Source organism: Pseudomonas sp. NBRC 100443, assembly GCF_030268185.1.
GTDB classification, from domain to species: Bacteria; Pseudomonadota; Gammaproteobacteria; order Pseudomonadales; family Pseudomonadaceae; genus Pseudomonas; species Pseudomonas citronellolis.
The window spans coordinates 195,805-208,452 of sequence record NZ_BSQE01000012.1 but is presented as its reverse complement, the minus strand read 5'-3'; the positions used below and the strand labels follow the sequence as shown (position 1 = coordinate 208,452).

Annotated in this window: 10 protein-coding genes; 3 read left to right on the top strand and 7 right to left on the bottom strand. The window is 69.1% G+C overall.

Features of this window, described 5'->3' with window-relative positions; genetic code table 11:
- A partial coding sequence (locus QSJ95_RS17735) for an IS110 family RNA-guided transposase (RefSeq protein WP_285644174.1) occupies window positions 1-725 on the bottom strand: 725 nt, incomplete at its 3' end.
- Between the two features lie 354 nt (window positions 726-1,079).
- On the bottom strand, window positions 1,080-1,727 hold the full coding sequence (locus QSJ95_RS17730; protein ID WP_043266849.1) for a hypothetical protein: 648 nt from the start codon (window positions 1,725-1,727) through the stop codon (window positions 1,080-1,082).
- Window positions 1,728-1,827: 100 nt separating this feature from the next.
- On the opposite strand from QSJ95_RS17730, the gene QSJ95_RS17725 reads away from it, so the two are divergent.
- Window positions 1,828-2,619, top strand: coding sequence for a TSUP family transporter (locus QSJ95_RS17725; protein WP_285644160.1), 792 nt, complete (start codon window positions 1,828-1,830; stop codon window positions 2,617-2,619).
- Window positions 2,620-2,641: 22 nt separating this feature from the next.
- Here the strand turns inward: QSJ95_RS17725 and nudC are convergent, their stop codons facing one another.
- The 5 genes from nudC to QSJ95_RS17700 form a co-directional block, all read right to left on the bottom strand.
- Window positions 2,642-3,484: an NAD(+) diphosphatase gene (gene nudC / locus QSJ95_RS17720; RefSeq protein ID WP_285644159.1), complete on the bottom strand. Its 843-nt coding sequence runs from the start codon at window positions 3,482-3,484 to the stop codon at window positions 2,642-2,644.
- Window positions 3,484-5,163, bottom strand: a complete 1,680-nt coding sequence (locus tag QSJ95_RS17715) for a FimL-related protein (protein WP_285644158.1) — start codon at window positions 5,161-5,163, stop codon at window positions 3,484-3,486. The genes nudC and QSJ95_RS17715 overlap by 1 nt, the downstream gene beginning before the upstream one ends.
- 39 nt (window positions 5,164-5,202) lie before the next feature.
- Entirely contained in the window at window positions 5,203-6,015 is an 813-nt protein-coding gene (locus QSJ95_RS17710) for a crotonase/enoyl-CoA hydratase family protein (RefSeq protein WP_043266857.1), read from the bottom strand.
- Window positions 6,016-6,152: 137 nt separating this feature from the next.
- On the bottom strand, window positions 6,153-7,505 hold the full coding sequence (locus tag QSJ95_RS17705) for an amino acid permease (RefSeq protein WP_058489115.1): 1,353 nt from the start codon (window positions 7,503-7,505) through the stop codon (window positions 6,153-6,155).
- A 37-nt stretch (window positions 7,506-7,542) separates the two neighbouring features.
- Complete coding sequence (locus tag QSJ95_RS17700; RefSeq protein WP_009619217.1) at window positions 7,543-9,810, bottom strand: Orn/Lys/Arg family decarboxylase; 2,268 nt, start codon at window positions 9,808-9,810, stop codon at window positions 7,543-7,545.
- Between the two features lie 397 nt (window positions 9,811-10,207).
- On the opposite strand from QSJ95_RS17700, the gene QSJ95_RS17695 reads away from it, so the two are divergent.
- Window positions 10,208-10,963 carry a DeoR/GlpR family transcriptional regulator gene (locus QSJ95_RS17695; RefSeq protein ID WP_043266861.1) on the top strand — a complete coding sequence of 252 codons (756 nt, stop codon included), beginning with the start codon at window positions 10,208-10,210 and terminating at the stop codon, window positions 10,961-10,963.
- A 141-nt stretch (window positions 10,964-11,104) separates the two neighbouring features.
- Window positions 11,105-12,643: a glycerol-3-phosphate dehydrogenase gene (glpD, locus tag QSJ95_RS17690; protein ID WP_285644154.1), complete on the top strand. Its 1,539-nt coding sequence runs from the start codon at window positions 11,105-11,107 to the stop codon at window positions 12,641-12,643.
- Window positions 12,644-12,648: the final 5 nt, after the last annotated feature.

Below are 12,648 nucleotides of genomic sequence, written 5' to 3'. Positions count from 1 at the left end.
GCCAGCAAGGCCGTAGCCGTGATCGGACCGATACCACGTACCGTCATCAGCCGTTTGGCTGTCGGGTCGGCGGCGGCACAGGCTTCCAGACGCCCGGTCAGCGCGGCGATACGCTCGCCCAGCCGTTTCCATTCGTTCAGCATCTCGTCGATCAGCTCGCGCAGCAGAGCCGGCAACGGCTGTCTAGCGTCTTCCAGCACCCGGGTGACACCTTGCTTCAAGCCCACATCCCCCTGCGCCAGGGCGATACCCTGCTCCAGCAGCAGCCCGCGGATCTGATTACCCATGGCGGTGCGCCGCCGCACATAGCCCCGCCGGACACGGTGCCAGGCCTGCATCGCCAGTGCCGCGACGCTCTTCACCGGTACCGACGCGATACTGCTATCCCGGCCCGCCCGCAGAATGGCGTGGGCATCATTGCGATCATTCTTCGCTCCGCTCCGGTGCTCGGCCACCCGCTGGGCCGGCAGGATCCGCACCGGATTGCCCTGCGCCTGCAGCAGCCGGGCCCAGGCTTGTGCTCCAGGGCCGGTCTCCATCAGCACCGTCACGCCCTCCGGCAGCTTCTGCAGAAACGCCTGAAACGCTTCACGCGACTTGATTCGCTGTTCGTACGCCAGTTGACCCAGGGCGTCTTCCCCCGCCACCTGGAAGACCTTTTTCGCCAGATCCACGGCGACTGTCGTGCACACCGATACATCGGTTGCAGACACCGGCTTATTCATCGTCGTATGCTTTTTCATGGATTCACCCTCACTGTCGGTGGCTTCTTAGACCGCCACCGTGGCGCCTCGACGCCTCGGTGAGGGTGAGTCCATCCAATTACATGGGAATGGCGCGGGTGGGACAGCGTAGGAGCGGATCTCATCTGCGAATCGCGCCGGGGTGTCCGGCCATCGCGGACAAGGTCCGCTCCTACGGGGGAGGAATGCCGTGCCTCCCGGCGGGTGGGGCGACGTAGGATGGCGTTGAGCGAAGCGATACCCATCACCACGACCGCATGGGTTTCGTAAACTCAACCCATCCTACGAAAAGCCTCTCGACGCAACCGGCAAGACAGTTGCTCCGGTGCGGCCCGCCTACCGCCACTCCCGCAACGCCTGCTGCGCCGCGGTGTTGACCGGTTCCGCCTCCAGGCCCGCGGGGCCCAGGCGGACGCTGTAGACCGCCTGGTCCGCCATGGGCAGGAAGTTCACCCGCGCCGCCAGCGGCCGGAAAGTCAGCAGGTCGTGCTGGCCGTCGCGCAGCCAGCGCCACAGGTCGAAGCCGTAGGGGCTTTGCGCCAGCACCTGCTGGCGGGCCTGGGCCTGTTGTTGCTCGATGGCCAGGTAGCGGCCGGCCAGGCCCTGCAGGCGGTAGCCGGGGTCCAGGCCGATCAGCGCGGCCAAACCACGCCACTGCATGATGCGCACGTCCAGTTGCCAGAGGTCGCCGCCCAGCTCGACGCGGCGTTCGCGGTCGCCTTCGAGGATTTTCACCTCGTAGCGCTGCGGCGCCAGGCGCTGGAAGCTCAGGGTCGCCAGCGGCCGCTCGGCGGGCAACGCGTCGTAGCTGCGCAGGTCCCAGGCCGCCAGGCCCAGCGCCAGCGCGGCGGCGACGAAGGCCAGGCCGGCGCAGCCGCGCAGCCAGCCGAGGAACCAGTGGCGGTCGAAGAGGATGCGTGCGGCGACCAGCAGCGCCAGCAGGGCGATCAGCGCGAACGTCCAGGCCAGGCCGTCGTACTGCATTGAATCAGTTCCTTGCGGGTAGAATTGCCGGCATTATGCGCACCCCTCGACGCGACGGCCAGCCGTGGCGTCGCAGCCTTGAACCCAGGTCGTACTTTTCATGCCCTTCACCCTCCCCTTCGAGCTGGCCATCGACCCGCTCACCCTGCTGATCCTCGCCGTCGTGGCCTTCCTCGCCGGCTTCATCGACGCCATCGCCGGCGGCGGCGGCCTGCTGACCATCCCCGCCCTGCTCACCGCCGGCGTACCGCCGCACCTGGCGCTGGGCACCAACAAGCTGAGTTCCACCTTCGGCTCGGCCACCGCCAGCTACACCTTCTGCAAGCGCAAGCTGTTCCACCCGGCGAAGTGGCGCAACGGCCTGCTCGCCACCGCCATAGGCGCGGCCGTCGGCGCCTGGGCCGCGCACCTGCTGCCGGCGGAATGGCTGAACCGCATGTTGCCGGTGGTGGTGTTCTCCTGCGGGATCTACATGCTCTTCGGCGGCACGCCCAAGGCGCCGCTGGACGCCGACGCCCCGGTCGGGCGCAGGCGCCAGTGGCCGCAAGGCCTGGGCCTGGGCTTCTACGACGGTGTGGCCGGCCCCGGCACCGGCGCCTTCTGGACCGTCAGCAGCCTGCTGATGTACCCACTGGACCTGGTCCGCGCCAGCGGCGTGGCGCGCACCATGAACTTCGTCAGCAACATAGTGGCGCTGGCGGTGTTCGTCGCTTCCGGCCAGGTGGTCTGGCTGCTCGGGCTGTGCATGGGCAGCGCGCTGATGGTCGGCGCCTACCTGGGTGCGCGCACCGCCATCGGCGGCGGCGCAAAATTCATCCGCCCGGTGTTCATTCTGGTGGTGCTGGCGCTGACCGCGCGCCTGGTCTGGCAGCACTGGTTCAGCGCAGCCTGAAGCGCGGGGAAAGCGCCGGGCGTCAGTAGCCGCCGCCCGGCAGGATGGGATCGGGCCGTCCGGCGCGGCGCGCCAGCCAGCTCTCGATCAGGTAGCGGGCGATGGAACGCCCGGCCGGCAGGCGCGGCAGCGAGTCGTAGGGGAACCACTGGGCGTCCTCGATCTCGTCCGGCTGGCAGACGATCTCGCCGCTGACGTACTCGGCGTGGAAGCCGAGCATCAGCGAATGCGGGAAGGGCCAGTTCTGGCTGCCCAGGTAGCGGATGTTACCGACCTGCAGCCCCACTTCTTCCTTCACCTCGCGGGCCACGCAGTGCTCCACTGACTCGCCCGGCTCGACGAAGCCGGCCAGGGTGCTGTACATGCCCGGCACGAAGCGCGGCGAGCGCGCCAGCAGCAGTTCGTCGCCGCGGGTGACCAGGACGATCATGCTCGGCGACAGCAGCGGGTAGCGCTGGATGTCGCAGGCGTCGCAGCGCATGGCGCGCTCGCGCGGCACGGCGCGCATCGGCTGGCCGCAGCCGCCGCAGAAACGGTTCTCGCGGGCCCAGGTGCCGACCTGGCTGGCGAAGCCGAGCATGGCGAACTGGTCTTCCGCGGCCTCGAGCATGACGTGGCGCAGGCCTATCCAGCTGCAGCCCTCGACGCTGGCGGGAGACTCCAGCTCCAGCAGGTACACGGCATCGCCATCGAAGTGGCCGACGCCCTGCTCGGAGAGCACCGGCAGGTCCTGGCGCTTGAGCCAGTCACGGGGGAAGAGCACGCCATTGGCATCGCCGAGGAATTGCTGGCGGTAATGGGCCACGGCCCAACCACCCTTTTCCGCCGGGTCGAGCCAGGCGGACTCCCAACGTCCGGTACGCATCAGGCAGCCACCTCCAGGCCGAGGGCGCGCACGCTCTCGCTGGCCACGTCCAGCACGTCGGGCTGGCCTTCGGGACGCAGCACGGCGCCGCCCTCCAGGTAGTATTCGAGGCCGGTCAGGGCATCGGCCAGGGTTTCCAGCATCTGCTCGGACGGCATCTGCGTGGTTTCGATCATCTGCCGCTGGATGTAGTCGGCGCAAGCCCCGACCAGCCGGGCGGCGCGTTCCTGGCCGAGGAACCAGAGCCCGCCGCGCACGGCCTGCAGGCTGCCGGGGACGTTGGCCAGGTGCAGCTTGTCGCCGTTGGATTCCAGGTAGGCGGTGATCGCCCGCTTGGCCAGGGCCAGGCCGCCCTGGGCTTCGTCTATGACCACGATGCGCGCCTCGGCCAGCTGGTGCACGGCGAAGGACTCGGCGCTGGGCTCGAGGTCGATGATGGCGGGGGCGGCCATGCGCTCGCCGCGTTCCAGGCTGCCGACCAGGCTTTCCACGTAGAGCAGCGCGTCGGCCAGAGCGTTCAGCGCCACCGGCGACTCCACCGCGCCCCTGGCCACCCAGCCGGACACCACCGAGACCTGGCCCTGCAGCACGTTGGCCGCGGAGTTCAGGCCGACCATGCCGAGGGTCTTGGCCAGCTTGCCCAGCTGGGTGTGCAGGGTGCCCAGGGCATCGGCCGGGGACACGCCGCGCTCGATCAGGTCGAGCTGGTCCTTGACCGTGGTGAGTTCCTCGCGGATGGCCGCCGACAGCGAGCGCATCACCGCCTGGCCGGGGCCGGACAGGCGCTGCGACTCGTCTTCCAGCAGGTGGTCGGTGAACGGCAGCGGCGCCAGGCCGAACACCTCGCGCAGCTCGCTGGCCCGCGGGCCGCGGGTGTCGGCCAGGGCGGTGAGGTAGAGCAGCTCCTTGAGCAGCTGGCGCGGCGCCTCGTAGCTGGCGTTGGCCAGCAGCTGCTTGAGTTCCCGGTCCAGGCGCGAGAACAGCTGCTTGCGCGCCTTGCGCGGCAGCATCTGCGCATCCACCAGGGCTTCCAGGGCGCCCGCGCCTATCCAGCACAGGCGGCTGCGCTGGCCGTAGCCGAGCAGCGCGTCGAGGCGCGCCAGGGCGCGCCCCATCAGCTTGAGGCCGGAGTAATGGTCCTGTTCGCGCACCAGGGCGAGCAGGCCGACCTGGTACATGTGCCGCAGGCGGCGGACTTCCTGGGCGCGGTCGGCCACCGTGGGCACCGCGCGGGGCGCCGCCGGGCGCGGCAGGTCCAGGCGCGCGCTGAAGAAGAAGCTCTCCGGCAGCACCGGCTGGCCGGCGGCCAGGCGCACGTCGTTGATCGCCGGCAGCAGCAGCTCGGGGATTTCCTGGCGATTGGCCTCCAGGTTCTCCAGGTAGCGGCGCAGCACGTACAGGGCATTGCCCAGAGCGGCCAGCTGGCCGTCGCGCTCCTCGCCGACACCGGTGGGGATGTCGGTGGCCAGCTGCAGGGCTTCCTGGGCCAGCAGCTCGGCGCCGGCCAGTTCGATCAGGTTGAGGGTGCCGCGGATCTGCGCCAGGCATTCGACCGCGTGTTGCAGCAGGCTGCCGTTCTGGCGCTCGGCGATGAATTGCTCGAGGTTCTGCTCGGCCTGCTCCATGGTGGCGAAGAGTTCATCGCGCACCAGACTGAGGGAGGTGGCTCCAGTGACCATCGGGCTAACGCGCCTCCTGCGCGAGGGAGTAATGGGGCATCAGTCGGCGAACTCCGGCTGCTGCTTGCTCATGTGGGCGGCCATGGCCTTCTGCAGGTCGGCCGATTGCAGCATGGCGGCGTTCCAGGTGGCGATGTATTCCAGGCCGTCCTCGACGCTGTGGTCGCGGGCGTAGCGGATCATCTCCTTGGTGCCGCGGATGGCGATCGGCGACTTGCCGGCGATCTGCCGCGCCAGTTCGAACACGCCGTCGAGCAGCGCCGCGCTGTCGGCGTAGCTGCGGTTGACCAGGCCGATGCGCACCGCCTCGGCGGCGTCGACCATGCGCCCGGTGTAGGCCAGCTCGCGCATGATGCCGTCGCCGATCAGCCGCGGCAGGCGCTGCAGGGTGCCGACGTCGGCGGCCATGCCCATGTCGATTTCCTTGATGGAGAACTGCGCGTCTTCGCTGCAGTAGCGCATGTCGCAGGCCGAGATCAGGTCGATGGCGCCGCCCAGGCAATAGCCCTGCACGGCGGCGAGCACCGGCTTGCTGCAGGCGTCGATGGCGTTGAACGAGGCCTGCAGCTCGAGAATCTTGCGGCGCAGGGCGCGGGCGTTGCGGCCGACGTCCTTGCCCAGCTGGCTGCCGGCCTGGGCCAGCAGCATCAGGTCGATGCCGGCGGAGAAATGCTTGCCGGCGCCGGAAATCACCACCACGCGGACTTCATCCGTTTCATCGGCCCAACGGAAGATATCGACGATCTCGCGCCAGAAATCGGCGTTCATCGCGTTGACTTTTTCCGGGCGATTGATGATCACATGCGCGATCTTGTCGGCCAGTTCGACGCGAAATGCTTTGTACTCGGTCACGGGGGAAACCCTCGGGAATGCCCTGCTCTGCTGTGCGCGGCAGTTCTTGTAGTGATGGCGTGCCACTATAACAAGGCAAGGGCAAAAGTCGATGCCGGCCTATGTGACACAGGGCACGCTCCAGCTGCGAACGGGCGCTAGTCGATTTCCGCCACCGGCAGGCCCTGCTGGCGGTTGCGCCATTGCCGCCAGGTGTACATCGGGATGCCCGCCATGAACACCAGGAAGCCCCAGAAAATGGCCTGCTCGCCGGTGCCGTAGAGGGCCCACAGCGAGTAGAGGAAGCCCAGCGAGCCGACGGCGATCAGCTGCGGCCGCGAGCGCGGCGAGAACTCGCTGGTGCGCACCGCCAGCAGTTGCAGCAGCGCCGCGGTGCAGAAGGCGTAGGGCACCACGCCGGTCATGGTGCCGAGCAGGATGATGACGTTGAACACGTCCACCAGGTCGCCCTGGCCGTCGATCAGCACCAGCACCGTCACCAGCAGCCCCGAGGCCCACAGGCCGTTGGCCGGGGCGCCGTGCTTGTTGAGCCTGCCGAGGGATTCGGGGAACAGCCCGTCGCGCGCCGGCGCCACCGGGATCTGCCCCTGCAGCAGCACCCAGCCGTTGAGCGCGCCGAGGCAGGCGATCACCGCGCCGGCGGCCACCAGGTAGTAGCCCCAGTCGCCCATCAGCACGCGCGCGGCGTCGGCGAAGGGCGAGGTCGATTTGGCCAGCACCTCCGGCGGCATCAGGCCCTGCACCGAGGTGATCGACAACACGTACACCCCGGCCGCGGCCAGGGTGCCGAACAGCGTGGCGCGCGGGATGGTGCGCTTGGGGTCGCGCACGTCGTCGGCCGGCACCGTCGCCGATTCCAGGCCGATGAACGACCAGAGCGTCAGCGCCGCGGTGGTGGCGATGGCCTGGGCGTAGCCCATGTTCGGCAGTTGCTCGCGCGGCGGGATGGCCAGGTAGTCGGGGTTGAAGTGCAGCCAGCCGAGCACCCCGACCAGCAGCAGCGGGATCAGCTTGAGCGCGGTGAGCAGGTTCTGCACCACGGCGAAGGTGGCGATGCCGCGCAGGTTGATGAAAGTGCACAGCCAGATGGCGCCGATGGCGGTGGCCACCATCAGCAGCGGGTCGGCCAGCGCCGGGATGAACACCCGCAGGTAGCCCACCAGGGTCACGGCGATGGCGGCGTTGCCGATCCACGCGGCCTTCCAGTAGGTCCAGGCGCACAGGTAGCCGGCGAAGCTGCCGAAGCCCTCGCGGGTGTAGGCGTAGGGCCCGCCGGCGCCGGGGTTGAGCCGCGCCAGGCGGGCGAAGGTGAAGGCCAGCAGCACCGCGCCGGTGCTGGAGACCAGCCAGCCGAACAGGCTGAGCCCGCCATAGGCAGCGAGGCTGGAGGGCAGCAGGAAGACGCCCGAGCCGACCATGTTGCCGATCACCAGCGCGGTACAGCTCCAGAACCCCATGCTGCCTTTCTTGGCAGCCTCTCCCCCGCTCATCCTCGCTCCTTAGGTTCCGCCGCCCTGGACGACGGAATCAGCTGTCGGCATTTTCCACGATGCACTCAACTGTATAGCAGCGCCGGCCGTCCACGTCCTGCACCTGCAGGCCATGCACATCGGAATCGAAACCGGGGAAGTCGTGTTCGAAGGTCCGGGCGAAGGCCAGGTAGTCGAGGATCGAGCGCGTCGCCTCGGTGAAGCGCTCGCCCGGCATGATCAGCGGGATGCCCGGCGGGTAAGGCACCAGCATGACCGCGGCGATGCGCCCTTCGAGGCGCTCGATGGGCACCGCCTCGACCTCGCCGCGCACCAGTTGGGTGTAGGCGTCGGCCGGGCGCAGCGCCAGTTCCGGCAGGATGGTGTACATGCGGCGCATGGCCTTGGCCGTGGCGTGCTCGCGGTAGCAGGCGTGCAACTGCTCGCAGAGGTCGCGCAGGCCCATGCCGGCGTAGCGCGCCGGGGCGGCCTGGAGCACGCTGGGCAGGGCCTCGGACAGCGGCGCGTTGCCATCGTAGCTGCGCTTGAACTCCAGCAGCTCGGTGACCAGGGTGCTCCACTTGCCCTTGGTCACGCCCATGGAGAACAGCACCAGGAAGGAGTACAGGCCGGTCTTCTCCACCACCAGGCCGCGCTCCCAGAGGAAGCGGCCGACCACCGCGGCGGGGATGCCGTGCTCCTCGAGACGCCCGGCGGCGTTCAGGCCCGGGGTGGCCAGGGTGACCTTGATCGGGTCGAGCAGCACGTAGTCGTCTTCCACCTCGCCGAAGCCGTGCCACTCGGCGTCGGGCTCCAGCAGCCAGTCGCGGGTGCGCACCTCGTCGGTGCCCTCCACCCCCGGCGGCTGCCACACGCAGAACCACCAGTCGCCGGCCGCCAGGTTCTGCTGCACGTTGGCCAGGGCGCGGCGGAAGCTCAGGGCCTCGTCGAAGGTCTCCTGGATCAGCGAACGCCCGGCCGGGCCCTCCATCATCGCCGAGGCCACGTCCAGCGAGGCGATGATGCCGTACTGCGGCGAGGTGGAGATGTGCATCATGAAGGCTTCGTTGAAGCGCGCGCGGTCCAGGCGCCGCTTGCCGCCGTCCTGCACGTGGATCATCGAGGCCTGGCTGAAGGCCGCCAGCATCTTGTGGGTGGAATGCGTGGTGAACACCAGCGGCCCGTCCTCGCCGCGGCTGGTGGCCATGCCGTAGCGGCGGTCGTAGAACTCGTGGAAGGCGGCGTAGGCGTACCAGGCCTCGTCGAAGTGCAGCACCTCGACGCTGCCGTCCAGGGCCTGCTTGATCAGCTCGGCGTTGTAGCACAGGCCGTCGTAGGTGGAGTTGGTCACCACCGCCAGCCGCACCTTCGGCTCGCGGCCGCGGGCCAGGGGGTTGGCGGCGATCTTCGCGGCGATCGACTCGCGGCTGAACTCAGACAGCGGGATGGGCCCGATGATGCCCAGCTCGTTGCGCTCCGGGCACAGGTACAGCGGGATGGCGCCGGTCATGATGATCGAGTGCAGCACCGACTTGTGGCAGTTGCGGTCCACCAGCACCAGGTCGTCGCGGCTGACCATGGAGTGCCAGACGATCTTGTTCGCCGTGGAGGTGCCGTTGATCACGAAGAAGGTGTGGTCGGCGCCGAAATTGCGCGCGGCGCGGGCCTCGGCCTCAGCCAGCGGGCCGGTGTGGTCCAGCAGCGAGCCCAGTTCGGGCACCGAGACGGACAGGTCCGAGCGCAGCGTGTTCTCCCCGAAGAACTGGTGGAAGGCCTGCCCCACCGGGCTCTTGCGGTAGGCCACGCCGCCGCCGTGGCCGGGCGTGTGCCAGGAGTAGTTGGATTGCGCGGTGTGCTCCACCAGGGCGCGGAAGAACGGCGGCAGCAGGCCCTCCAGGTACTTGCGCGCGGCCCGCGAGACCTGGCGGGCGAGGAAGGGCACGGTGTCCTCGAACAGGTAGAGGATGCCGCGCAGCTGGTGCAGGTCGGCCATGGACTCGGCCGGCGCGTTCTCGATGGTCATCTGCTCGCCGAGGGCGAAGATCGGCAATTGCGGCGCGCGCACCCGCGCCACGCGGATCAGCTCGACCACGTCCTGCAACAGGCGCTGGTTCTCCCCCGCCCCCTCGGCGGCGACCAGGATGCAGGCCAGGCCATGGTGGGTGGAGGCGACGATGCGCCCCTCGGTGGCGCTGGCGGTGGACAGGATGCTGAAGCCGTCCAGCTCCAGTTCGCGGGCGATGCCACGGACGCGGTCGCCGGCGACGGTGTCGGCCTTGATGTCGCGGTGGACGATGAGGATGGGGAATTTCAGATCTTTATACATTGTGAGCCCCGAATGCTGACGGAGGCTTTCCGTCGATCCCCTGCAGCGTATGGGCTTACATTCCGCAGGGGAATAGGGTCGGCTGTTGGCTATAAGAATAGGTCGCACGGGCGAAAGGCGGGGTTGGGGAGGTCGGCTTCAAGAGCGCCCTCTCGCCAGCGCGCGGAGGTCACCGACTGCGCCGAGGTGCTTTTCGTAGGATGGGTTGAGCCTGCGAAACCCATCGGGCCAGGGTGATGGGTATCGCTTCGCTCAACCCATCCTACGGGGAGACCTGCGCCCGCAGGAGCGAACTCCGTCCGCGATCGGATTCACCGGCGGCACGAACAGCCCCACATGACAGCCCCGCCCCACTCCGGCATCCTTGACCCTCCGCCCCGCCCCCACGAGAGCGCAGATGAACCTGCCCCCCCGACAGCAAGACATCCTCGACCTGGTCCGCGAACGCGGCTACCTGAGCATCGAGGAGCTGGCCCAGCAGTTCGCCGTCACCCCGCAGACCATCCGCCGCGACATCAACCAGCTCGCCGAGCGCAGCCTGCTGCGCCGCTACCACGGCGGCGCGGCCTGGGATTCGAGCATCGAGAACACCGCCTACAACACCCGCGCCGACCAGATGCGCGACGAGAAGCAGCGCATCGCCGAGGCGGTGGCGGCGCAGATCCCCGACGACGCCTCGCTGTTCATCAACATCGGCACCACCACCGAGGCCATCGCCCGCGCCCTGCTCGGGCATCGCCACCTGAAGATCATCACCAACAACCTGCACGTCGCCGCCACCCTCAGCGCCAAGGACGACTTCGAAGTGCTGGTGGCCGGCGGCACCGTGCGCGGCGACGGCGGCGTGGTCGGCCAGGCGGCGGTGGACTTCATCGAGCAGTTCCGCGCCGACTTCGCCCTGGTGGGCATCAGCGGCATCGACGAGGACGGCAGCCTGCTGGACTTCGACTACCAGGAAGTGCGCGTCTCCCGCGCCATCATCGACAACGCCCGGCAGGTGTTCCTCGCCGCCGACTCCAGCAAGTTCGGGCGCAACGCCCTGGTGCGCCTGGGGCCGATCGGCCTGGTCGACCGCCTGTTCACCGACGCCGCGCCGCCGCCCGCCGTGGCGCGCCTGCTGGCCCAGCACAAGGTGCAGCTGGAGCTGGTCTGACGCGCTTTACGTTCGAATCCGAAAATCCCCGGTAAATCAGCCGAATGGCCGGGCTCCAGCCTGGCCATCCGGCGCTCGCTCGCCTATCATATTTTCGAATTCGAACGCATTCATGTTCATTTCCAGCCAAGAGGACGCCCCATGAGCCATTCCCACAAGCGCTCCGCTCCCCTGGCTGAGGTCTACGACCTGGCGGTGGTCGGCGGCGGCATCAATGGCGCGGGCATCGCGGCGGACGCCGCCGGGCGCGGCCTGCTCACCTTCCTTTGCGAACAGCACGACCTGGCCAGCCACACCTCCTCGGCCAGCAGCAAGCTGGTCCACGGCGGCCTGCGCTACCTGGAGCACGGCGAATTCCGCCTGGTGCGCGAGGCCCTGGCCGAGCGCGAGGTGCTGCTGGCCAAGGCGCCGCACATCGTCCACCCGCTGCGTTTCGTGCTGCCGCACCAGCCGCACCTGCGCCCGGCCTGGATGATCCGCGCCGGGCTGTTCTTCTACGACCACCTGGGCCGGCGCGAGAAGTTGCCCGCCTCCCACAGTCTGCGCTTCGGCGCCGACAGCCCGCTGCAGGAGCACCTGCGCCGCGGCTTCGAGTATGCCGACTGTTCCGTCGACGACGCCCGCCTGGTGGTGCTCAACGCCATGGCCGCCCGCGAGCGCGGCGCCCACGTGCACCCGCGCACCCGCTGCGTCAGCGCGCGGCGCAGCAAGGGCCTGTGGCACCTGCACCTGGAGCGCGACGACGGCAGCCTCTATTCCATCCGCGCCCGCGCCCTGGTCAACGCCGCCGGGCCCTGGGTGGCGCAATTCCTCCGCGACGACCTGCGCCAGCGGCCGCCCTACGGCATCCGCCTGATCCAGGGCAGCCACCTGGTGGTGCCGCGGCTGTACGAGGGCGAGCAGGCGTACATCCTGCAGAACGAGGACCGCCGCATCGTCTTCGTCATCCCCTACCTGGAGCGCTTCACCCTGATCGGCACCACCGACCGCGAATACCTGGGCGACCCGGCGAAGGTGCAGATCAGCGACGAGGAAACCGGCTACCTGCTGGCGGTGGTCAACGCCCACTTCAAGCGCCAGTTGCATCGCGAAGACATCCTCTGGAGCTTCTCCGGGGTACGCCCGCTGTGCGACGACGAGTCCGACGAGCCGTCCGCCGTCACCCGCGACTACACCCTGGCGCTGCAGGGCGCGCCAGGCGAGGCGCCGCTGCTGTCGGTGTTCGGCGGCAAGCTGACCACCTACCGCAAGCTGGCCGAGGCCGCCCTGGCCGAGCTGGCGCCGACCTTCCCGCGCCTGGGCCCGGCCTGGACCGCCGATGCCCCGCTACCCGGCGGCGAAAACATGACCGGCCCCGAGGACCTGACCGTCGAGCTGCTGGCCAGGCACCCCTGGCTGCCGGCCGGCCTGGTGCGGCGCTGGGCCACCAGCTACGGCACGCGCAGCTGGCGCCTGCTCGACGGGGTGAAGGGCGAAACCGACCTGGGCGAACACCTGGGCGCCGGGCTCTACGCCCGCGAGGTGGACTACCTGTGCCGCGAGGAATGGGCCGAAGGCGCCGACGACATCCTCTGGCGCCGCAGCAAACTGGGGCTGTTCCTCGATGCTGCGCAGAAGCTGCGCCTGGCCGAGTACCTGGCGCGCGAACATCCGCGCAAGGCCCGCGTGCAGGTAGCCTGAGGCAG

Bases quoted from the DNA above. Each gene is read 5' to 3' on its own strand.
- QSJ95_RS17730 (WP_043266849.1), bottom strand. From the start codon at position 1,727: ATGCAGTACGACGGCCTGGCCTGGACGTTCGCGCTGATCGCCCTGCTG.
- QSJ95_RS17725 (WP_285644160.1), top strand. From the start codon at position 1,828: ATGCCCTTCACCCTCCCCTTCGAGCTGGCCATCGACCCGCTCACCCTG.
- nudC (WP_285644159.1), bottom strand. From the start codon at position 3,484: ATGCGTACCGGACGTTGGGAGTCCGCCTGGCTCGACCCGGCGGAAAAG.
- QSJ95_RS17715 (WP_285644158.1), bottom strand. From the start codon at position 5,163: ATGGTCACTGGAGCCACCTCCCTCAGTCTGGTGCGCGATGAACTCTTC.
- QSJ95_RS17705 (WP_058489115.1), bottom strand. From the start codon at position 7,505: ATGAGCGGGGGAGAGGCTGCCAAGAAAGGCAGCATGGGGTTCTGGAGC.
- QSJ95_RS17700 (WP_009619217.1), bottom strand. From the start codon at position 9,810: ATGTATAAAGATCTGAAATTCCCCATCCTCATCGTCCACCGCGACATC.
- QSJ95_RS17695 (WP_043266861.1), top strand. From the start codon at position 10,208: ATGAACCTGCCCCCCCGACAGCAAGACATCCTCGACCTGGTCCGCGAA.
- glpD (WP_285644154.1), top strand. From the start codon at position 11,105: ATGAGCCATTCCCACAAGCGCTCCGCTCCCCTGGCTGAGGTCTACGAC.